Here is a 20930-nt window from a genome sequence, read left to right as displayed (position 1 = left end):
GCCGAAGGAGACCTCATGAACCACAGCATCCGTCCCGACACCGTCGTGCTCGTTCACGGCCTTTGGATGACGCCCCGCAGCTGGGAGAGCTGGGTCGAGTACTACGAGGCCAAGGGCTTCACCGTGCTCACCCCCGGCTATCCGGGCTTCGAGATCGAAGTCGAGGCGCTCCGCGAGAACCCGGACCTCATCGCCAAACTGACCGTCCCCGAGACCGTCGACCACCTCGCCGCCGTCATCGAGGCCGTCCCGACCCCGCCCATCATCATGGGTCACTCGTTCGGCGGCACGCTCACCCAGCTGCTCCTGGCCCGCGGGCTGGGATCCGCGGGGGTGGTCATCGACTCCGCGCCCACCGAGGGAGTCCGGGTCAACCCGCTGTCGCAGGTGAAGTCGCTGTTCCCGGCGCTGAAGAACCCGGCCAACCGGCACAGGGCCGTCGCCTTCACTCCCGAGGAGTTCCACTACGCGTTCACCAACACCCTCACCGAGGAGGACTCGCGCAAGGTCTGGGACCGCTACGCCATCGCGGCCCCGGGCAACTGGGTGTGGGAGTACGGGCTGTTCGCGAACTTCAAGCCCGGACACCAGGACACGTGGGTCGACTACTCCGCCGACCGGGCTCCGCTCCTGTTCATCGGCGGCGAGAAGGACCACATCATGCCGCCGTCGGTGAACAGGTCGAACGCCAGGCACTACGAGAAGTCGCCCGCGCTCACGGAGTACCACGAGTTCGAGGGCCGTGACCACTGGACCTGTGGCGCACCCGGTTGGGAGGCCGTGGCCGACTACGGTCTGGCCTGGGCGCTGGAGCACGCGACGTCCTCCTCCCGCGGAACCCACGGGGACCAGTGACCCGCATGGCGAAGGGAGGCCCGCCCACAACGACCATCACCCACGTGGGCGGGCCCACCGTCTTGGTGGAGCTGGACGGCTGGCGCATCCTCACCGACCCCACCTTCGACCCGGCAGGCCGGCGGTACGGATTCGGGTGGGGCACCTCGTCCGTCAAGCAGCACGGCCCCGCCCTGGCGCCCGAGGACGTGGGCCCCGTCGACGTGATTCTGCTCAGCCACGATCACCACGCCGACAACCTCGACGACCTCGGCCGATCACTGCTCCCCGGCGCGACCACGGTCGTGACGACGAAGTCTGGGGCACGGCGTCTGGCCCTGCCCGACACCCGCGGCCTCACTGCGGGCGAGACGACAAGACTCACCGCACCGGGAAAGCCGCCGTTGACCGTCACCGCCACGCCCTGCCGGCATGGACCGCCTTTGAGCCGTCCCGTCGCCGGAGACGTGGTCGGATTCGCCCTCGCCGTCGGCGACCGGCCGGGCGTCGCGGTGTGGATGACGGGTGACACCGTTTTGAACCGCCCGCTCCGCCGGATCGCTCGGGAGATGGACGTCGACGTCCTTGTCCTCCACCTCGGCAGCGTCCGCTTCCGGCAGACCGGCCGCCTGCGCTACTCCATGGACGGCCGGGACGCCGTCGAGCTGCTGGCCCTGGCGCGTCCGCGAGTGGCCGTTCCCGTGCACTACGAGGGCTGGTCGCACTTCTCCGAATCACCGGAACACCTGCGCGGCACGCTGGCCGCCGATCCCGGTTCGAAGTCCGTCGTCCGCTGGCTCGAGCCGGGAATCGCCGACGTCCTGTGACCTGTGCGGCGGTGCTCGTCACGTCGCCGGGTTCCAGGCTCCGCGCGTGGCTCACCCGGCGTGCCGGTGCGGCGGGTCGTGCAGGGGGAGGCGTGCGACGAAACGTGCGCCGCGGTCGGAATCCTCGACAGTGAGGGTTCCGCCGTGGAGACCGGCGATCTCCCGGGCGAGCGGCAGCCCGAGGCCGGAGTCCGTACGGTCCTTGGCGCCCGCGGTGTCCGTCCGGCCGAAGCGGTGGAACACCACGTCACGCTGATCGGCGGGAAGTTCGGGGCCGTCGTCATGGACCTCGAGCACGGCCTGACCGTCGTCACGGCCGACGCGAACCGTTACGGCCGAGGCGGCGTGGCGTTCGGCGTTGTCGAGGAGGTTGGTGAACAACCGCGCGAGCTTGAACGGGTCGCCCCGGACCAGTGCGGGGTGGAGGTCGGAGACGATGTGCACCGTGCGGGGATGGCCGGCCAGCTCGCGGTTCACCATGTCACTCAGGTCCACCGGTGTCATCGCGCCGGCCTCGCCCTCGTCGATGCGGGTGAGCTGCAGCAGGTCGGTGACGATGGTCTGCAGGCGGTCGACGCTGTTGAGGACGCATCGGGCCATGGCCGGCCAGTCGGTCTCCGCGGGATGCAGGAGCGCCTCTTCGATCTGGGTGCGCATCGCGGTGATGGGGCTGCGCAGTTCGTGTGAGGCGTTGGCGGTCAGGCGCCGTTCTCGGTGCAGCGCGGTCTCCAGCAGGTTCAGGGTGGTGTTCACGGTGCAGGCCAGGTCGCGGATCTCGTCACGCGGTTCGGGCACCGGCACGCGGTGCCCGAGGTCGGTCAAGGTGATTTTGCGTAGCTGCGCGCGGGTGGCCTCGACCGGCTCGAGCGACCGGCCGACGATCCGGCGTGCGCCGAGCGTCGTGACCGCGACGACGAGCCCGGATCCGACGAGCAGACTCGCCAGGAGCCGGCCGCTGACGAGCCATGGGTAGGCGGGGGCGGCCGTGTAGATCATCCAGTAGCCGTCCTTCCTGGGGGCCCGCTGGACCGAGACGAGCATGCACGCGTTCCCGAAGCCGGGCACGTCGCACATGGTCTGCCCCGAGCCCAGGCGTTGCCCGGGTGGCGGGTAGAACCACGCCATTCGCGGCCGGCCGATCATGCTGGGGCTCGCCGCGGCGATCCGGCCCCTGGGGTCGATGACCTGAAGGGCGGACACCGACGGATCGTCGACGACGGGGGGAAGCTGATGGGTGGCCTGCAGGGTCCCCGCCCGCATGCCCGCATTCTGATTGAGGCGATTGCGCTCGGCCGTGCGGTCGGCATGGGCGGACGTCAGGATCAGCATGCTGATGATCGCGCACAGGGCCGTCATCACGACTGCCGTCGCCAAGGTCAAAGAAGTCCGCACCGACCAGCGGCGCCATGGCATCCTCATGCTCGCGCCCCTGATACCAGGCTAAATGCGTGCGGTCGGCTATCGATGAGAGGGAAGAACGCATTTGCCCAATCTCTAGCCAAATCCCTCCGCTGCCGCCGCGCACCCCGAGTCACTCACGCCGCTGGACGGCCACGAGAGAAGCGCATGCCGCCCTTGCCGATGGTGTTGATGATCAGCAGGAGTTTCCCTCTAATCAGAAAGAGCGTTCTTTCGGATTTAAACTCATATATCTACCGTAAAAGTATGAAATCCCATCAAACTTCATCGGGTATCGATGAGCGTCCTCAGGACCTGCGCCCGCCTCTGGGTCGACGACCTGGACGAGCGTCAGGTCTGGAGGGTTCTCCAGGATTCCACGGTCGCTTCGGCAATGATTTCGATGCGGCGTCCGTATGCCAGATGCCCATCGGACACGAAGCTGCCGTCCCTGAACGGCAACCCGCAGAAGGTGGCGCGGAAGGGTCCCGGGGATCCGCTCTGCGGGAGCGGCGCGTACTCCGCGAAGGGCGCCATGTCGTAGCTCGACCGTGCCCCGTGCTTGTTTCGTGCCACCTGATGTGCCGCCACGCGGAGCAGTGCGTCGATGCCCTTGTCCATGTAGAGCTGTAGCTGGCGGAACTGACCGTCGAGGTATTTCTCATGGGCTCTGGAAGGATGCTGCAGGAGATATGCGCAGACCACAGGCGTGTGCCACCTGTACATCTGAGGATCGGCCTGCTCTTCAGCCAGGATCGCGTGGTAGTAGTCCACGCACCCACCCAGCGGGCCGGCGGTCGCACCGCAGTCGCACTGACCCATGCTGGGGCTGGCTGCCATGGTCTGCAACATAGGTGGCCGGCAACAGCGTTGTCGACGGCATTTCGTGTCTCAGCGGGTGAGCAGGGCGCGCAGGGCCTTGGCGATGTCGTCCGGGGCCTCCTCTGCCATGAAGTGGCCGCAGGTGACGGTCTCGTGCCGCAGATCGGGCGCCCAGGCGCGCCACAGCGCCGCCGCGTCGTAGCCGAGTGCGGCGCCCCAGTCCTGCTGCAGCACGGTGACCGGCATCCGCAGCCCTCTGCCCGCCTCCCGGTCGGCCCGGTCGTGCTCGATGTCGATGCCGGCTGAGGCGCGGTAGTCGGCGACGATCGAGGGGATCGCCTGGCGGCACGCCTCCAGGTACGCGGCGCGGACGTCGTCCGGGATCGCCTGCGGGTCGCCGGTCCACAGGTCGAGGAAGTGGCTGAAGAAGCCGTCCGCGTCGGCGGCGATCATGCGCTCGGGCAGCCCGGGTGGCTGCGCCATCAGGTAGAGGTGGAAGGCGACGGCGGCGCCCGCGCCGTGCAGCACGTCCCACATGTCCAGGGTCGGCAGCACGTCCAGGCAGGCGAGATGGGTGATCGCCGCCGGGTGGTCGAGGCCGGCGCGGAAGGCGACGAGGGCGCCGCGGTCGTGCCCGGCCAGCGCGAACCGCTCGTGGCCGAGCCATCGGGCCAGCGTCACCACGTCGGCGGCCATGGTCCGCTTGGCGTAGGTGTGGGCTCCGGCCTCGGCGGGCTTGTCGCTGTCGCCGTACCCGCGCAGGTCGGGGCAGATCACGGTGTGGTCGGCGGCCAGGTCGGCGGCGACGTGCCGCCACATGAGATGGGTTTGGGGGAAGCCGTGCAGCAGCACGATCGGGCTGCCTGAGCCCGCGACGGCGACGTTGAGCGACACGTCGTCTGCGACGGGGACGCGCCGGTGGTCGAACCCGGTGATCATGATTTGCGCTCCTTTGCGATGGCCGATCCGGTCGGCTTCCAGCGTGCGGGGCGCGAATGAGCATCCGATGAGCGCGCTACCGTGGCTGCCGGGGAAGGCGGTTGCTGCGGTGCGGGTCGAGTTCGGGGTGCTGGGGCCGGTCACGGCCTGGGACGAGGCCGGGGGCGTGATCGACGTCAAGGGGCCTCGGCATCGGGCGGTGCTGGCCCGGCTGATCGTCGCCCGCCGGCGGGTCGTGCCCGTTTCCCGTCTGGTCGCCGACCTGTGGGAGGACGACCCGCCGGAGGGCGCGGTGGGCGCGGTGCGGACGTTCGTCGCGGCGCTGCGGCGCGCGCTTGAGCCCGACCGGCCGCCCCGGTCCGCGCCGCGGCTGCTGGTCACAGAAGGGCCGGGGTACGTCCTGCACGCCGGCCCCGACGCGGTGGACGCTTGGCGCTTCGAGCGGGCGGTCGCCGCCGCCGCGACGCAGCCGGCCGACGGGGCCATCGAGCGGCTGGAGGAGGCGCTGGGCTGGTGGCGTGGGCCCGCGTACGCCGACTTCGCCGATCAGGCGTGGGCGGTGGCGGAGCGGTCACGGCTGGCCGAGCTGCGGCTACACGCAGTCGAACGGCAGGCCGAGGCGCGGCTGGCGATGGGGCCGGCGGCCGAGGCGGTACCCGATCTGGACGCGCACGTGGCCGAGCATCCGTGGCGGGAAGACGCATGGCGGCTGCTGGCCCTGGCGCTGTACCGCGCCGGCCGCCAGGGCGACGCCCTTGCGGTCCTTCGCCGCGCGCGCACCCTGCTGGTGGAGCACCTGGGCGTGGACCCGGGGCCGCGCCTGCGCGGCCTTGAGGCCGACATCCTCCACCATGCGCCCCATCTGGACCCGGCGCCGGACGCGGCGGGGTCGGTGTGGGCGCAGGCGGCGGCCGCCTACGACCGCAGCGTGCCGTCGGGCGCCAGGGCGCGGCTGGAGTCGACGGTCAGCCTGATGCGCGACCTGGCTCTGACCGGCGGCGCCGGGCTGTCGGCGGCGCGCAGGCACCGCGTGGCGGCGGTCGCGGCGGCGGAGGAACTGGGCGACGCCGAGCTGACCGCGCGGGTGATCGGGTCCTACGACGTGCCGGCGATCTGGACCCGTTCGGACGACCCGGCGCAGGCGGCGCAGGTCGTCGCGGCAGCCGAACGCGCCCTGGCCGCCCTCCCGCCCACCGCCCCCGACGCCACCCGAGCCCGCCTGCTCGCCACGATCGCCCTGGAGTCACGGAGCGGTGTCCCGGAACCGCACGGCCCTGCCACGCGTGGCGATGAGGCGGCTCGACAGGCGGAGGAGATCGCTCGGCGGCTGGACGACCCCGCGCTGCTGGTCTTCGTGCTCAACGGCGTGTTCATGCAGAGTTTCCACCGCACGGGCCTGGCCGGTCGCCGCGACGAGATAGGCGCCGAGGTCGTGGCGCTGTCGGCCCGGCACGGCCTGTCCACCTACGAGATCCTCGGCCACCTCGTCCGCCTGCAGGCACGCTGCGCCCTCGGGGACTTCGCCGGCGCCGATCGGCACGCGGCCGCCGTGGAACGGCTGGCGCAGCGGCATGAGCGGCCACTCGTCGGCGTGTTCACCGGCTGGTACCGGGCACTACGGCTGGACACGACCGGCAAGGCGACGGCGGACGAGGCGGAGACCGCCTATCGTGAGGCCGCCGCCCGCCTTGACGGCGCCGGCATGCCTGGCCTGGAGCGGGGGCTGCTGCCTCTGGCCCTGCTGTGCATGCGGGCGCGACGCGGCCTGCCCCTGTGCCCTGATGGCCGCCGGCGTCCCCATCGGGCCCCACCCGAGACGGACGGGACGGACTGGGGGCCGTACGAACCGTGGGTCCGTCCCTTCCTCCTGGCGGCGGGCGGCCACCACAGGGAGGCGGCTGCGGCGCTGCGCGAGGTCCCGGCCCCGCCGCGCGACCTGCTGACGGAGGCGATGTGGTGCCTGGTGGCGAGGGCCGCTGTCATCGTCGGCGACCGGGAGGCGATTCTGCGCGCCCGCGACGCCCTCGCTCCCGCGGCCGGGGAACTTGCGGGAGCGGGCAGCGGCCTGCTCTCCCTGGGCCCGGTCGCGGACCACCTCGCCGCCCTCCGCGAATGCCGGTGAACAGCGGAGCCCTGCGAACCCGGAGCGCTCCAGTCTCCACACGGGCGGCTTGAGCCGGGCCGCCGTCCGTATCATCTCGGCATGGCGCTGAATCCGGAGTCACGGCTCAGCCGGAGGGCGGTGCTCCTGGCCGCCGGCGGGCTGCTCGTCGGTTGCTCGCAGCAGCCCAAGTCCGACGAGGTCCGGCTGCGACTGGCCACCGGACCGGCGGGGGCGGTGTATCGCCGCATCGGCGGTGCGCTGGCCGAGCACATCTCCGAGAAGGTGCCGGGCGCCACGGTGGTCACCGTGCCGAGCGGGGCGTCGACGGACAACATCCGGATGCTCCGGGCCGGCGAGGTGCACCTCGGGCTGACGAGCCTGGACGCCCTGATCACAAGTGACGGCAGCGCGCCCGAGGGGTTGTCGGCGATATGCCGGCTCTACGACAGCCACCTGCATCTCGTCGTCATGGCCGGTTCCGCGATCGAGGAGTTCCGGGATCTCGCGGGCAGCCGCATATCGCTCGGCGCCCGCGACTCCGGCACGGAGTTCACGTCGCTGCGGGTCCTGGAACTCGGCCGGGTCGACGCCGACGGCCGGTACCTCAGCCAGGCGGCGTCGGCGGCGGCGCTGCGCGACGGCGAGATCGACGCGATGTTCTCGCTGACCGGCGTCCCGACACCCGCCATCACGGAGCTGGCGAAGCGGCACCCTATCCGGCTGATCCCGTTGGACGCGCAGGCCGACGCGCTCTTCTCGGCGTTCCCCGGCCCCTACACCCCGGCCATGATCCCCGCGACCGCCTACGCCGGCGTTCCCGCCACCCGCACCGTCGCCGTGCCGAACGTGCTCCTCGCGCGCAACGACCTGCCCGACGACCTGGTCTACGCCATCACCGACACGATCTTCACGCACACCGGCACGATCACCTCCCGCGGGCGCGACGACGCCGAGGCCGTTCCCGAGGCGTGGCAGATCAATGTGCGCACTGGGATATCCACCTCGTCGATCCCGCTTCATCCGGGCGCGGCGGTCTGGTTCCGCGACCGCAAGCGCTGACCCGGAACGGCGACGAGCAGGCGACGAGCCGGCGACCAAGTGCCCTCAGACGGGCGACGGACCCGTGGCGTCGGACGGCGTCTCCCGCGGAACGGCCGGCAACGCGACCACGGCGGCGAATCCGTGCCCGGAGCCGTCAGGTCGCGGCAGGCCGTCCTCCAGTCGCAGCTCGCCTCCGGCGGCCCCGACCAGGTCGGCGCAGATCGCGAGGCCCAGGCCGGTCCCGGGCACGTTCTGGTGCCGCGGCGACCGCCAGAACCGCCGCAGCGCCTGGGCCCGCTCGGACGCGTCGATCCCCTGACCGTCGTCACGGACGGCGATCGTCACCACGTCGACGTCAGCGTCGGCGGCCGTGAACGCCTTGCCGCGTCCGTCACCCGGACGGCCCGGGCGGACGCGGGCGGAGACCTTCACCACCTGCGCGTCCGACAGCCGCAACGCGTTGCTGACCAGCTCGTCCAGGACGCTGCCGAGCCCGCCCGGCGGCTCCAGCAACCGCAGCCCCGGCGGCACGTCGACCGCCAGCGTCTGTCCCGCCGTCGCCGTCAACGCCCGCCACCTGTCCACCCGGGTCGCCAGCACCGCGTCGAGATCCACCGGCGACGCCGTCCGCATGCTCTCCATGCGCGCGCTGGCCTGCAACGAGTTCAGCATCCGCTGCATCGCCTTCAGCTCGTCGACGGCGACGTCGAACACCTGCCGCCCGTCGCCGCCCGCGCGCAGGTGCGGTTCCAGGCTCTCAACGGCGAGCCGGAGACTGGTCAGCGGATTGCGCAACTGGTGCGACGCGTCGGACACGAAGGCCCGCTGCCGCTGCACGGCGTTCTCCACCGCGTCCATCATGGTGTTGAACGACGCCGCGAGCCGCCGCAGCTCGACCGGACCGGCTTCGGCGTCCGCCCGGATGGTGAGGTCGCCCTGTGAGATGCGCGAGCTCGCCGCGTCCAGCTCCCGAACGGGCCGCAGCACCCACGCCGACACGGGCCATGCGACGGCGACCAGCGCGACCAACGGCAGCAGCCCGAGCCCGGCGAGCCGGGCCCAGCGCACGAGGATGCGATCGCGTGTCTTCGACAGGTCGGAAATCGTCACGACGGCGCCGACGACCTCGCTGTCCCGGCCCACCGGCTCCGCGACCACGAGTGCGGAGTCGTCCCACGGCGCCCACTCGCCGGACGGCTCCGACCTCGCCCCGGCCAGCGCGGCGGTCACGATCCTGGGCAACGCCGGTTCGCTCCGCGCGGCCTTCTGGTACGCGCCGGCGGGTCCGAGCAACACCGTGCCCGACGTGTCGATCACGGCCACCGGGATGCCGTACAGCTCGTGGTAGCGCGCAAGCTCCTGCTGGAGCGCCTCGGTCCGCCCCGCCGACAGCGCGGTCTCAGCCAGCGACGCGAACCGGCCGACGTCGCCCAGCCGGTCGACGTAGGTCTCCTGCATCTCCCGTTCGGCCACGGTGACGCTGAGCGGCACGCCGAGGGCCGCGACGAGCAGCACCGCGAGGGGCACGAGGACGGCGAGCAGGCGACGGTGCACGGCGGGTCAGCCGGCCAGCCCCGGCTGGTCGGCCAGGAGCCGATAGCCGACCCCGTGGATCGTGCGGATGAGCACGGGCGGCCCGAGTTTGTGCCGCAGGGCCGCGATGTGGGTGTCCAGGGTGCGGCTCGAGGACTCCCAGGTCGCGCCCCAGATCTGGTCGAGGATGACGTCGCGGCTCACCACGTTCGGCGCCCGCCGGGCCAGCAGCAGGAGCAGCTCGAACTCCTTGCGGGTCAGCGTCACGGGTGTGCCGTCGACGGTGACCTCGCGGGTGCCGACGCAGATCCGCATCGGGCCGAGGACGAGCGGCTCGTCCGGGTGGGTCAGGGCACGGGCCACCCGGGTGCGCCGCAGGACGGCGTCGATCCTGGCCAGCAGTTCCGGGATGCCGAACGGCTTCACGATGTAGTCGTCGGCGCCGGCGCGCAGGCCGCGGACCCGCTCGTGCTCCTCCGATCGTGCCGTCACGGCGATGACGGCGGTCTCCGGGCGGTCACGCAGCTTGCGGATCACGTCGAGCCCGTCGCCGTCGGGCAGGCCCAGGTCGACGAGGACCACATCGGACGGGTCGGCGCGCACGGCCTCCGCTGCGGTGGCGATGCGGTGGACCTCGAAGCCCGCCTGGGCCAGGACGGTCGCCAGTGCCCGTGCCACGCGGTCGTCATCCTCGATGATGGTGATCCGCATACCGGCGGATTGTAAGCCCGGATCGACACTCTTGTTAGACCCATAGTTATTGGGATTTCTCTGACATCCGGCGCATTCCTTGGGATTCCTCTGACACCATCCGCGTTCCTCCCGGTCAAGACTGAGGCCGCGCATGTACCGACGTACGCGCACGCGCTGACGAGGAGGCCGCGATATGAGAAGGACCAGCAGGTACCGGGCCGCGCGGATGATCGCCGCGATCGGCGTGGTTTCGCTCGTCGCCGCCTGTTCCGGCAACGGGGGCACGACCGGCGCGGGCGCCACCGGCGGAGCCGAGGCGGCGGCGGGCTACCCCGACCAGAACATCACGATCGTGGTGCCGTTCAGCGCGGGCGGCCCGACGGACACCGTCACCCGCATGATCGCCGAGCCGATGGCCGCCAAGCTCGGCGGCAAGATCGTCGTCCAGAACGTCGAGGGCGCGGGCGGCACCGTCGGCGCCGGCGAGGTCGCACGGGCCCAGCCCGACGGCTACACCGTGCTCATGCACCACATCGGCATGTCGACGGCGCCCGCGCTGTACCAGGACCTGGGCTACAAGCCGCTCGAGGACTTCGAGATGGTCGGGCTCGTCACCGAGGTGCCGATGACCGTCGTCGCCCGCAAGGACTTCGCGCCCGCCACGCTCCAGGACCTCGTGACGTACGTGAAGGCGAACGCCGACAAGGTCACGCTGGCCAACGCCGGCATCGGCGCCGCCTCCCACCTGTGCGGCCTGCTGTTCCAGACCGCCGCGGGTGTCAAGCTCCAGGAGGTCCCGTACGAGGGCACCGGCCCCGCGCTGACCGACCTCGTCGGCGGCCAGGTCGACTTCATGTGCGATCAGACGACCAACACCAGCGGCCAGATCTCCGCGGGCGAGGTGAAGGCGTACGCGGTCACCACGCCGGAACGGGTCAAGAGCCTGCCCGACCTGCCGACCACGGCCGAGGCGGGACTGCCGCAACTCGAGGTCAGCGTGTGGCACGGCCTCTACGTCCCGAAGGGCACGCCGCAGGACGTCGTCCAGAAGCTGTCGGACGCGCTGAAGACGGCACTGGCCGACCAGGGGGTCATCGACCAGATGGCCAAGCTCGGCACCGCGCCGGTGCCGGCCGAGGACGCGACTCCGCAGGCGCACCGGGCCAAGCTCGAAGAGCAGCTGGGGACCTGGGCGAAGGTCATCGCCGACGCCGGCGTCAAGGCCTCCTGAGTGGAAAGCCGCCGATCCTTCCCTGACGTCCTCGCCGGGGGAGTGTTCGTCCTGATCGGTGGCGCGTTCGTGGTGGGGTCGCTCGGCTACGAGCTCGGCACCCCGCTGCGGATGGGCCCCGGCGCCTTCCCGCTGCTGGTCGGCGCGGCCGTGGTCGCGCTGGGCCTGGCGATCGTCGTCAAGGGGCTCGTCGCCGGCGAGGTGATCTCCTTCGGGCCGATCCCCTGGCGGGCGGTCGCCGTCATCGTGCTCGCGGTCCTGTTCTTCGGCTTCACCGTCCGGGGCCTCGGATTCGTGCCGACGTCGGCGGTGACCGCCCTGCTCACGACGCTGGCCAGCTCGCGCGTACGGCCGCTCGCCGCCGTGGCGGTGGCCGCCGGGCTGACCGCGGCCGCCACGCTCATCTTCGTCGTCGGACTTCAGCTGCGGATCCCGTTATGGGGCCCATGGCTGGGGTTGTGACGCGGCATCCGGATTGAGGCATGGAACTTCTCGACAACCTCGCGCTGGGCTTCTCGACCGCCCTCCTCGTCCAGAACGTCGTCTACTGCTTCGTGGGAGTGCTGCTCGGGACGGCGGTCGGCGTGCTGCCCGGCATCGGCCCGACGGCGACGGTGGCGATGCTGCTGCCGATCACGTTCAACTTCGAGCCGGTGACGGCGCTGATCATGCTGGCCGGCATCTATTACGGCGCGCAGTACGGCGGCTCGACGACCGCCATCCTGATCAACCTGCCCGGTGAGTCGTCCGCGGCCGTCACCGCGCTGGACGGGCACGAGATGGCCCGGCAGGGCCGGGCGGGCGCGGCGCTGGCCGCCGCCGCGGTCGGGTCCTTCGTCGCGGGCACGGTGGCCACCGTCGCGCTGGCCGTCGCGGCCCCGCCGCTGGCCCGCGTCGCGCTGAAGTTCGGCCCGGCCGAATACTTCTCGCTGGTGCTGCTCGGCCTGATCGTGTCGATCGCCCTGGCGCGCGGCACGGCGCTCAAGGCGCTGGCGATGATCGCGCTCGGCGTCCTGCTCGGCACGATCGGCCAGGACATCTACACCGGCACGCCCCGGTTCGTGTTCGACCAGCGCGAACTGTACGGCGGCATCGACTTCGTGTCGGTCGCCGTCGGGATGTTCGGAGTGGCCGAGATCCTGCGCAACCTGGAGAACGAGCAGACCCGCACGGCGATCGTCAGCAAGGTGAAGAACCTCTGGCCGACCCGCGAGGACCGGCGCAGGATCGTCTGGCCGATCCTGCGGGGCACCGGACTCGGCGCGGCGCTCGGCGTGTTACCCGGCGGCGGCCACGTGCTCGCCTCGTTCGCCTCGTACGCCGTCGAGAAGCGCGTCTCGAAGCGGCGGGAGGAGTTCGGGCGCGGCGCGATCGAGGGCGTCGCGGGCCCGGAGTCCGCGAACAACGCCGCCGCACAGACGTCGTTCATCCCGCTGCTCACTCTGGGCCTGCCCGCCCACCCGGTGATGGCGCTGATGGTCGGCGCGTTCATCGTCCACGGCATAACCCCCGGCCCGAACGTCATCACCGACGAGCCGGCGCTGTTCTGGGGCCTGATCGCGTCGATGTGGATCGGCAACGTGCTGCTCGTGCTGCTGAACCTGCCGCTGATCGGCATGTGGGTACGCATGCTGCGCATCCCGTACCAGGTGCTGTTCCCGATGATCATTTTGTTCGCCGCGATCGGCACGTACTCCCTGGGGTTCAACGCGTACGACGTCTACGCGATCGCGTTCTTCGGGATCCTGGGCTACGTCCTGATCAAGTGCGGCTGCGAGCCGGCGCCGCTGCTGCTCGGCTTCGTCCTCGGGCCGTTGCTCGAGGAGAACCTGCGGCGGGCGCTCATCATCTCGCGCGGCGACGCGTCGGTCTTCCTGACCCGGCCGATCTCCGCGGTGCTCCTGGCCCTGACCGTGGCGGCGCTCGTCGTCACCGTGCTCCCGGCGATCCGCAAGCGACGCGAGGTCGTGTTCGCGGAGGAGGAGTAGGACCCGTTCAGCTGAATCGAATCGGCGAAAGCAAATCGATACTCACTTCTCGGGCGATCGCCACTCCATATTCACACCTGCGAGTCCGGAAATTCGGACCGATACGGGCATCCGAAATTCCTGACGAGTCTGAGGTGCAGCATGTTCGAGGTCTGTGATCCAACAGATATATGCCGCAATCTTCCAGTCCGCCGTATTAGTGAATACGTTGCGGGCTACGTGTGCGTTTTTCCGCGGTTCACCTGCAACGTCCCGAGGAGCAAGTATGCGTTCCCGCCTGAGTAAGGGCACGATCGGCGCGATCACCGCCGTCGCCGTGGCCCTGTCACCGCTCGCGTTGTCGGGCACGGCCAGTGCCCACTCCAACAACAACTCCGTTCGCAAGCTCGTCAAGGCTGTCTCCGGCAAGAACGTCAAGAAGCACCTCCAGGCATTTCAGGCCATCGCCGACCGCAACGGCGGCACCCGCGTGTCCGGCACCCCCGGATTCGACGCCTCCCGCGACTACGTGGCCCACAAGCTGCGTTCCGCCGGATACGACGTGACGATCCAGCCGTTCGAGTTCACCTTCGACGGCTACAAGACGCCACCCGTGCTGAAGCGGACCAGCCCGGCGCAGAAGACGTACGCGTACGGGTTCTTCGGCGACTACGTCGCGATGGGCGAGTCGCCTTCGGGGGCCGCCAGTGGCACAGTCCAGGGTGTGGACCTGGTGCTGCCGCCTGGTCCCGCGGCCAACTCCTCGAGTTCGGGGTGTGAGGCGAGCGACTTCGCCGGGTTCGTCGCCGGGAGCGTCGCGCTGATGCAGCGCGGCACCTGCAACTTCCGCGTGAAGGTGGACAACGCCATGGCGGCGGGGGCTTCGGCGGCGATCGTGTTCAACGAGGGGCAGCCGGGCCGCACGGAGGTCGACCTCAACCCGGTGCTCGGCGGCCCCGGGGTGACGATCCCGTCGTTCTTCACCAGCTTCGAGGTCGGACAGGAGCTGGCCGCCGCGGGCACCGCGGTCACGATGAACTGGGACCCGATCGTGGAGACCCGGACCACCTACAACGTGATCGCCCAGAGCAGGAAGGGCGACCCGAACAACGTCGTCATGCTCGGCGCGCACCTGGACGGCGTCCAGGAGGGGCCCGGCATCAACGACAACGGCTCGGGCAGCGCCGGCACCCTCGAGGTGGCGTTGCAGTTCGCCAAGACCAAGCCGAAGAACAAGATGCGCTTCGCCTTCTGGGGCGCCGAGGAGTTCGGCCTGCTCGGCTCCGACCACTACGTCGCCTCGCTGACGGAGGCGGAGCGGGCCAAGATCGCCCTCTACCTCAACTTCGACATGATCGCCTCGCCCAACTACACGTTCGGGATCTACGACGGCGACGGCGACGCGTTCGGCACCGCCGGTCCTCCCGGATCCGACGTGATCGAGGAGGACTTCGAGAAGTTCTTCGCCGGCCGCAAGCTGCCGTTCACGGCGACGGCGTTCACCGGACGCTCGGACTACGGGCCGTTCATCGCGGCGGGGATCCCGGCCGGCGGCCTGTTCACCGGGGCCGAGGTCCTCAAGACCGAGGAGGAGGCCCAGATCTTCGGCGGCACGGCCGGCATCCCGCTGGACCCGTGCTACCACAGCGTCTGCGACACGATCGCCAACATCAGCGACAAGGCGCTGGACGTGAACTCCGACGCCATCGCGACCCTGGCCGCGACGTACGCCTTCGACACCAGGGCGATCGGTGACCGCGCCCCGGCCGCCGCGAAGAGCGCCGCGCGCACCGCGCACGGGCACAAGCCGGCCGACTCGGCGAGCTGATCACCGGACGGCGCCCGCACCCGCGTGGTGCGGGCGCTCGTCATCTCCCGCGGCGACGTCGTCGGGGTCTTCACCGCTTGACTTGAACTTAAGTTCAGACGGCCACCTACGAGATGGTGCACGTGCTGTTCATCCGGCCGGATGTCGCGGCCGTCAAGGTGCGGCAGAGGGTGGTGACGCTCGACCGCAGGCCGATCGAGGGGCTGAGCGAGGGAAGCCCGCTGTTCGTCATGGCCAAGGAAGAAGGCCGATGGCTTCTCGTGGCATGTCAGAACACCGAGGTGATCGACTCCTGAGCGACAGGGGGATCCTGATCGCGGCGCTTGGTCTAGCTTGGGTGCTTGATCCCAGATGTTGGCCCTTGTGACCGCGAGAGGTGAGCGCCGGTGCTGGAGCGTTTGGACGAGATCCGGTGGGATCGGCTCGAGCACAACTACGGCTCGGCCGAGGACCTCCCCGGTCTGCTCCGCACGCTGGCTGGTCCGGCGCAGGAGGACGCGCCGTACGAACTCGGCAACCTGCTGCTCCATCAGGGCGGCTGGATCTGCTCGGCCGCTCCCGCCGCACTCCCGTTCCTGGTCGACCTGGCCACGGCATCGGGGAACGCGCGGCGGGCCCGGATCGTCGGCATCGTCGCCTCGCTGGCGCGTGAGGCCGAGCAACTCGCCGGCCGGAACGTCGATCCGGCCTGGCCACAGGCGTGGGCGGCGGCCGTACCCCGCCTGTTGACGTTGGCCGGCGACGCCGACGTGGAGGTCCGCCGCCGGGTCCCGTACGCGCTGGGTGCGGCGAGGCCGCAGGCGGGCGAGGTGGTCCCCCCGCTCATGGACCGGTTCTCGCACGAGCCCGATCTGGCCGTGCGGCTCGGGCTGGTGCTCGCCGTCGGCGAACTGACCGGCGGCGAGTTGACCCGCGGCGAGCCGGTCGGCGGTGAGGCGGGAGCCGCGAACGGTTGGCTGCGCGACCTCCACGGACACGCGGAGCCGCAGGTGCGGCTGGCCGCCACGATCGCTTCGGGACGGGCCGGCGAGGACCTCGACGTCGTCCTCGACGCGATCGACACGGGTGACCTGACGCCCTGGCGGGACAACCCGTGGATCTCGGGGACACCGGAATCGGTGATCTACTGGGTGGACGCCGAACTGGTGGAGTCCCGCCCGGCCCGCACACGCCTGGCGGCGAGGCTGCTCGGTCACGCCGACCCGGGCCGCCGAGCCGGAGCGGTCAAGGTGGCCGCCCGCGTTCTGACCACGTGGCGCTCCGCCATGCCGGACCTTCTCCCGCTGCTGGCCGAGCGGCTCGACAGCCCGGACGAAACCCTGCGCGCCTTCGCGGCGCATCTCATCGTGGCCAGTGGATCGGCGGGCGACCACGCCGATCGGATCGTCGCCGCGTCCGCTGACGACACCAGGCTGTCGCGCCGCCAGGACACGCGCATCAGTGATATCGCCGTGTGGGGCATGGCTCGGACGGGCGATGAACGCGCCCTGCCCGAACTGGTCGAACGCATCGCTGGAAAGCGGACGGGGTTCCCGTTGACGGCGAATCACTTCGGTGGTTCCGTCTACATGCTCGACCTGCCCGGCCTGCAGGAGGTTCTCAGCCGGTTGAGCAGGTGGGCCGACGAGCTTCTTCCCGCGGTGCGCGGTCGTCTGCGGCCGGGCGGTCCGCTGGAGATGAACCGAGCCCTCGCGCAGACGCTGGAGGCCTGGGGACCTGCCGCGGCGCCTGCCGTACCGGAACTGGCGGGGCTTCTCGAGGGCGAGGCGCGGCAGTGGGCGGTGCGTGCGCTGGGGGCCATCGGCGAACCCGCGGCCGAGGTCGCTCCTGCTCTGCGCCCGTTGGTGCGCTTCCCGCTTTCTCCTCCGGGGCAACCGGTGCGCAACGCCGGGCGGTTCGACGCCGCCTGGGCCCTGTGGCGGATCACCGGCGAGGCCGGTCCCATGCTCGAGCTGTCCGTCGCGGCGCTGGAGCAGAACACGGCGGTCACGGACGCGGCCTGGCGGCTGGCTGACCTGGGCCGGACAGCCGCTCGCCACGCGGACCTGTTGCGCGGGCTCCTGAAGAGCACCGGTGAGTGGGAGCGGGTGGAGGCTGCCCACGCCCTGTGGCGGGTGACCGGCGACTCCGCCGAGGCGATCCCGGTGCTGGCGGAAACGATCCGCCCGCTCGCTGAGGGGAGGGCCACTCCTGTCATGCGCCAGGCGACTGGATACCTCGCAGAGATCGGCTCGCCTACCGGCGATGTCGTCGCGCTGCTCGAAACGGCGCAGTCGCTCGACGTACGGCTCAACTACTTCGGCGGCTGGCGTGCCTTCACCGAGGACGAGGAGCAACGTCTGCTCATACGGCGGGCACTCGGCGACGGAGGGGCGGCGGTGGGCGCATTCTGAAAGACATATGTGTGTTCGTGTGCGCGGACTGCGAGGCCGTTCTGACCGCGCCGGTCTCGTCGGTCGCGCTTCCCGCTCACGCTTATCAGACGTACGGCTACAAGTTGCTTCCCGCACTCCTGGAGCCTGGGACCTATGCGGTGGACCCGGAGCCCTCCGGGTCGCCGTGGCGGCGGTGGGATGAGGTCGGTGCGGAGGAGGCGGAAGCACGTGGCGTGTACGCGCCGGTGTATTCGCTGTCGTACGGGCCGCCGGGAGAGGTCGCGGTCGCCCCAGGCGATATACGCGGAACGACTCTGATTCCAGATCGATGCGACGGCTCCTGCTGCGGCCTGGACGGCAGGTCCGGCCCGAACTTGGCCTGCGCTCAGTGCGGGCAGGCCGTCGCCAGCCTGATCGACGACTGCTCGATGTGGCAGGTGGTGTGGCTGGATCCGAGTGCCGTACGTCGGGTCGATGTCGACGCGCCCGCTCGCCGGGTGCTCAGCTGGGAGGAACTGCGGGAGTCGTGGCCGGAGAAACCGCCGGTTGAGCCGACCGGGGCGTGGAGCCCGGAGTGGGAGGCGGCGGTCGCAGTGGCGCTGGCCCATCTGATCGCGGTGTCGGACGGCGTGCCCGTGATCGTCCCCGGCGGCCACGTCGCCGACGTGTTCCGTCGGGCGGTCGACGCCCTGCTCCCGCCGGGCCCACCGGCACGGACCCTCACCCTGGCGGGGCCCGGCCTGTCCGCCACGGGTACGGACATCGCCCTGGTCCCGCGGCATCCGCAGACCGGTGACGTGTGGCCGTCCGGGACGCGGGCAGCGGTGCCGCTGGCCGCGGAGGTGTGGATGCATCTGGCCTTCGACGACGCTCGGCGGCGCATTCCCGCGACGGGCGGGCTGCCCGACGGCGTACACCGGGACGACCCTCCGCCGTTGTTGCCGTTCGGTCGATTCCGGCCCGACTGGAACGTGTTCCTCTACACGCTCGCACGGATGCCGGAGGTCCGTCAGCCCTGGTTACGTGCGATTCATGACCGCGTGAGGACCGACCGATCCGGAGCCCTGTTCTGGTGATGTCGCGGAAGGCTCAGTCCCACCAGGATTCCCATGCGCTGAAGCCGATGAGTCGTTCCGCGTAGCCGGTCAGCGTGTACGGCTTGTGGCCCTGCCAGATGTCGTCCGGGCACAGCGCGATGTGTTCGGCGGCGATGTGGAGCGCCTCGTCCATGGTCGCCGGGGGCGCCGCGACGCTCAGGAACAGTTCGGACCGGCTGACTCCGACGACCCGTGCGCCGTAGCGGCGAGGCCCGGCCACTCCTGGCCGAAGGGCGCGGTCACGGCCAATCGCTCGGCCGGCGACAGCGGATCGTCCTCGGCGTCCATTTCCGTGTACCGGCCACACCACGCGGCCAGCCACGATGTCGGCACGCCGGCGCCTTCATCGGCCAGGACGATCCGGCCGGGCGGCAGGGACACGGACAGGGATCGGTCCTCGCCCGTTCCCCCTCCGAAGAGGTCGCCGAGACCGTGCTGAAGGGACGCGTTGTCACTCACGCGGGCACCTTAAGACATGGCTGCGACAAGCAGTTCCTCAACCAGATCCGGCCTTGAGCCATGCGAGTGCTTCCGCCGGTCCTCGCCCGGCCCGGATACATGTGGGCGAAATATATGTTGACAGTCAGATCAGTTGTGTTGCATATAATAGTTCCAACAGCTCAATGGGCATCCCGGCGGCGTGTGAAGCACTCATGCGACCCCCGTGGCGCCTGCCCGCGGCACGCCCCCCTGCCGCCCACTCGAGGCGATCGGAGAAAGAGCCATGCGGAAGATCGACCAGGTCTACATCGGCGGCGCGTTCGTCACTCCCCATGGAAGTGAGCTCTCACCGCTGTTCAACCCGGCGACCGAGGAGGTCGTCGGCGAGGTCCGTCTCGCCGACGAGGCGGACGCGGAAGCGGCGATCGCGGCCGCCAAACGGGCCTTAGTGAACTTCTCCACGACGGGCAAACGTGAGCGGATCGACATCCTCGAACGGGTGAGCGCGGCGATCGCGAAGCGCGTCGACGAACTGAAGGAGGCGATGATCGAGGAGTACGGCGGGACGAAGGACTTCGTGGACGCGACCATGCCGCATGCGGCATCGGTGTTCCTCGACGCGGCGAGGACCCTCGAGTCGTACGAACTGACCCGTCCGGCCGGGGGCGCGATCGTCTCGATGCAGCCGGTGGGCGTCGCCGCCGTGATCACTCCCTGGAACCACAGCGTCGCATTCATCTGCGAGAAGGTGTCCAGCGCCATCGCCGCGGGATGCACCACGGTGGTCAAGCCGAGCGAGCTCAGCGCCCTCCAAACCCAGATCATGACCGAGTGCTTCGACGACGCCGGCGTCCCGGCCGGGTTGATCAACGTCGTGACCGGACGGGGTGACGTGGTCGGCGAGGTCCTCTCCCGGCACCCCGACGTGGCCAAGGTCAGCTTCACCGGCTCGACCGCCGTCGGGCAGCGGATCATGCGCAACGGCGCGGAGACCATGAAACGGGTGACCCTGGAACTGGGCGGCAAGGGGCCCAGCGTGTTCCTCGACGACGCCGACCTGGAGGCCGGCGTGCCTGCCGCCATCGCCGTGGGATTCGCCAACAACGGCCAGGCGTGCTTTGCGGGAACGCGCATCCTGGCGCCGGACAGCCGCCTTGAGGAGGTGCTCGACGCCGTCAGGGCCGTCGTTCCGACGTTCAAGGTGGGCGACCCGCGCGACCCCTCGACCGCCCTGGGCCCGCTCGTCAACCAGAGGCAGTACGACCGGGTTCAGAGCTACATCCGCCTGGGACGGGACGAGGGCGCCCAGATCCTGGTCGGTGGTGAGGGCAGGCCCGAGGGTCTGGACAAGGGCTGGTTCACCAGGCCGACGGTCTTCACCGGCGTGAGCAACGACATGCGCATCGCGCGTGAGGAGATCTTCGGGCCCGTCCTGTGCGTCATCTCCTACCGCGACGAGGACGAGGCCGTGGCGATCGCCAACGACACGCCCTACGGCCTGCAGGCGTACGTCTTCTCCGCCGACGCGGCGAGGGCGAGGCGCATCGCCGACCGGCTCGAATCGGGGACCGTCCTCATCAACGGGGCGCGGATGGATCCGCGGGCGCCCCACGGCGGGGTCAAGATGTCCGGACTCGGCCGTGAGCACGGTGTCTACGGCATGGAGGCCTACCTGGAGCCGCGCGCCGTCATCGCCTGATCCTCGCGCATCCACGCGGAGCCCCCCGTTTCAGCCTCCGGTGTCGCTGAGCGAGCGAGAAACATTCACCGTCCTCAGAAAAGGCACCCCAATGCCGTCTC

At 70.5% G+C, this 20930-nt stretch carries 19 protein-coding genes; 12 read left to right on the top strand and 7 right to left on the bottom strand.

Going from position 1 to position 20930, the window contains the following annotated elements; all coding sequences use genetic code 11:
* Positions 1-15: 15 nt before the first annotated feature.
* A complete protein-coding gene (locus Pka01_RS04000) occupies positions 16-855 on the top strand; it encodes an alpha/beta hydrolase (RefSeq protein ID WP_203881177.1) in 840 nt (279 codons plus the stop codon).
* A gap of 44 nt (positions 856-899) precedes the next feature.
* On the top strand, positions 900-1661 hold the full coding sequence (locus Pka01_RS03995; RefSeq protein ID WP_203881176.1) for an MBL fold metallo-hydrolase: 762 nt from the start codon (positions 900-902) through the stop codon (positions 1659-1661).
* A 51-nt stretch (positions 1662-1712) separates the two neighbouring features.
* On the opposite strand, the gene Pka01_RS03990 is transcribed toward Pka01_RS03995, so the two are convergent.
* From Pka01_RS03990 to Pka01_RS03980, 3 genes are all read right to left on the bottom strand, one after another.
* Positions 1713-3080 carry a sensor histidine kinase gene (locus Pka01_RS03990; RefSeq protein WP_203881175.1) on the bottom strand — a complete coding sequence of 456 codons (1368 nt, stop codon included), beginning with the start codon at positions 3078-3080 and terminating at the stop codon, positions 1713-1715.
* 330 nt (positions 3081-3410) lie between these two features.
* Complete coding sequence (locus Pka01_RS03985; protein WP_275414427.1) at positions 3411-3881, bottom strand: DUF5946 family protein; 471 nt, start codon at positions 3879-3881, stop codon at positions 3411-3413.
* 69 nt (positions 3882-3950) lie between these two features.
* Complete coding sequence (locus Pka01_RS03980; protein ID WP_203881173.1) at positions 3951-4820, bottom strand: alpha/beta fold hydrolase; 870 nt, start codon at positions 4818-4820, stop codon at positions 3951-3953.
* Between the two features lie 67 nt (positions 4821-4887).
* On the opposite strand from Pka01_RS03980, the gene Pka01_RS03975 reads away from it, so the two are divergent.
* Together Pka01_RS03975 and Pka01_RS03970 are read left to right on the top strand one after the other, a co-directional pair.
* Complete coding sequence (locus Pka01_RS03975; protein ID WP_203881172.1) at positions 4888-6942, top strand: AfsR/SARP family transcriptional regulator; 2055 nt, start codon at positions 4888-4890, stop codon at positions 6940-6942.
* Positions 6943-7023: 81 nt separating this feature from the next.
* Positions 7024-7983, top strand: coding sequence for a TAXI family TRAP transporter solute-binding subunit (locus tag Pka01_RS03970; protein WP_203881171.1), 960 nt, complete (start codon positions 7024-7026; stop codon positions 7981-7983).
* Between the two features lie 45 nt (positions 7984-8028).
* Here Pka01_RS03970 and Pka01_RS03965 read toward each other — a convergent pair whose 3' ends face one another.
* Both Pka01_RS03965 and Pka01_RS03960 read right to left on the bottom strand, forming a co-directional pair.
* Entirely contained in the window at positions 8029-9519 is a 1491-nt protein-coding gene (locus Pka01_RS03965) for a sensor histidine kinase (protein ID WP_203881170.1), read from the bottom strand.
* Positions 9520-9525: 6 nt separating this feature from the next.
* Complete coding sequence (locus Pka01_RS03960) at positions 9526-10209, bottom strand: response regulator transcription factor (RefSeq protein WP_203881169.1); 684 nt, start codon at positions 10207-10209, stop codon at positions 9526-9528.
* 175 nt (positions 10210-10384) lie between these two features.
* On the opposite strand from Pka01_RS03960, the gene Pka01_RS03955 reads away from it, so the two are divergent.
* The 7 genes from Pka01_RS03955 (at position 10385) to Pka01_RS03925 (ending at position 18668) form a co-directional block, all read left to right on the top strand.
* Positions 10385-11422 (top strand): tripartite tricarboxylate transporter substrate-binding protein, encoded by a 1038-nt coding sequence (locus Pka01_RS03955; RefSeq protein WP_203881168.1) that lies wholly within the window; start codon positions 10385-10387, stop codon positions 11420-11422.
* Positions 11423-11884: a tripartite tricarboxylate transporter TctB family protein gene (locus tag Pka01_RS03950; protein WP_203881167.1), complete on the top strand. Its 462-nt coding sequence runs from the start codon at positions 11423-11425 to the stop codon at positions 11882-11884. It begins immediately after the preceding gene.
* 20 nt (positions 11885-11904) lie between these two features.
* Positions 11905-13410: a tripartite tricarboxylate transporter permease gene (locus tag Pka01_RS03945; RefSeq protein ID WP_203881166.1), complete on the top strand. Its 1506-nt coding sequence runs from the start codon at positions 11905-11907 to the stop codon at positions 13408-13410.
* 265 nt (positions 13411-13675) lie between these two features.
* Positions 13676-15217, top strand: a complete 1542-nt coding sequence (locus Pka01_RS03940; protein WP_203881165.1) for a M28 family metallopeptidase — start codon at positions 13676-13678, stop codon at positions 15215-15217.
* A gap of 113 nt (positions 15218-15330) precedes the next feature.
* The gene (locus Pka01_RS03935) at positions 15331-15513 is read left to right on the top strand and encodes a nuclear transport factor 2 family protein (RefSeq protein ID WP_203881164.1); all 183 of its coding nucleotides are present in this window, start codon (positions 15331-15333) and stop codon (positions 15511-15513) included.
* A gap of 90 nt (positions 15514-15603) precedes the next feature.
* Positions 15604-17610 carry a serine/threonine-protein kinase gene (locus Pka01_RS03930; protein ID WP_203881163.1) on the top strand — a complete coding sequence of 669 codons (2007 nt, stop codon included), beginning with the start codon at positions 15604-15606 and terminating at the stop codon, positions 17608-17610.
* A gap of 11 nt (positions 17611-17621) precedes the next feature.
* Positions 17622-18668: a hypothetical protein gene (locus tag Pka01_RS03925; protein ID WP_239114713.1), complete on the top strand. Its 1047-nt coding sequence runs from the start codon at positions 17622-17624 to the stop codon at positions 18666-18668.
* Positions 18669-18681: 13 nt separating this feature from the next.
* On the opposite strand, the gene Pka01_RS03920 is transcribed toward Pka01_RS03925, so the two are convergent.
* Together Pka01_RS03920 and Pka01_RS40590 are read right to left on the bottom strand one after the other, a co-directional pair.
* Complete coding sequence (locus Pka01_RS03920; RefSeq protein WP_239114712.1) at positions 18682-18909, bottom strand: DUF4253 domain-containing protein; 228 nt, start codon at positions 18907-18909, stop codon at positions 18682-18684.
* Positions 18846-19148, bottom strand: a complete 303-nt coding sequence (locus Pka01_RS40590) for a hypothetical protein (protein WP_239114734.1) — start codon at positions 19146-19148, stop codon at positions 18846-18848. The genes Pka01_RS03920 and Pka01_RS40590 overlap by 64 nt, the downstream gene beginning before the upstream one ends.
* Before the next feature lie 265 nt (positions 19149-19413).
* Here Pka01_RS40590 and Pka01_RS03915 point away from each other — a divergent pair, with 265 nt between their 5' ends.
* Complete coding sequence (locus Pka01_RS03915; protein WP_203881162.1) at positions 19414-20829, top strand: aldehyde dehydrogenase family protein; 1416 nt, start codon at positions 19414-19416, stop codon at positions 20827-20829.
* Positions 20830-20930: the final 101 nt, after the last annotated feature.

It is taken from the genome of Planotetraspora kaengkrachanensis, from assembly GCF_016862895.1.
Classification (GTDB): Bacteria; Actinomycetota; Actinomycetes; order Streptosporangiales; family Streptosporangiaceae; genus Planotetraspora; species Planotetraspora kaengkrachanensis.
This window is presented reverse-complemented; position numbering and strand designations above follow the sequence as displayed.

What these genes read in the sequence shown, in the direction of transcription:
- Pka01_RS03980 (WP_203881173.1), bottom strand. Translation starts at nt 4,820, where the DNA reads ATGATCACCGGGTTCGACCACCGGCGCGTCCCCGTCGCAGACGACGTG.
- Pka01_RS03960 (WP_203881169.1), bottom strand. Translation starts at nt 10,209, where the DNA reads ATGCGGATCACCATCATCGAGGATGACGACCGCGTGGCACGGGCACTG.
- Pka01_RS03915 (WP_203881162.1), top strand. Translation starts at nt 19,414, where the DNA reads ATGCGGAAGATCGACCAGGTCTACATCGGCGGCGCGTTCGTCACTCCC.
- Pka01_RS03940 (WP_203881165.1), top strand. Translation starts at nt 13,676, where the DNA reads ATGCGTTCCCGCCTGAGTAAGGGCACGATCGGCGCGATCACCGCCGTC.
- Pka01_RS04000 (WP_203881177.1), top strand. Translation starts at nt 16, where the DNA reads ATGAACCACAGCATCCGTCCCGACACCGTCGTGCTCGTTCACGGCCTT.
- Pka01_RS03955 (WP_203881168.1), top strand. Translation starts at nt 10,385, where the DNA reads ATGAGAAGGACCAGCAGGTACCGGGCCGCGCGGATGATCGCCGCGATC.
- Pka01_RS03990 (WP_203881175.1), bottom strand. Translation starts at nt 3,080, where the DNA reads ATGAGGATGCCATGGCGCCGCTGGTCGGTGCGGACTTCTTTGACCTTG.
- Pka01_RS03985 (WP_275414427.1), bottom strand. Translation starts at nt 3,881, where the DNA reads ATGGGTCAGTGCGACTGCGGTGCGACCGCCGGCCCGCTGGGTGGGTGC.
- Pka01_RS03945 (WP_203881166.1), top strand. Translation starts at nt 11,905, where the DNA reads ATGGAACTTCTCGACAACCTCGCGCTGGGCTTCTCGACCGCCCTCCTC.
- Pka01_RS03935 (WP_203881164.1), top strand. Translation starts at nt 15,331, where the DNA reads ATGGTGCACGTGCTGTTCATCCGGCCGGATGTCGCGGCCGTCAAGGTG.
- Pka01_RS03975 (WP_203881172.1), top strand. Translation starts at nt 4,888, where the DNA reads ATGAGCGCGCTACCGTGGCTGCCGGGGAAGGCGGTTGCTGCGGTGCGG.
- Pka01_RS03970 (WP_203881171.1), top strand. Translation starts at nt 7,024, where the DNA reads ATGGCGCTGAATCCGGAGTCACGGCTCAGCCGGAGGGCGGTGCTCCTG.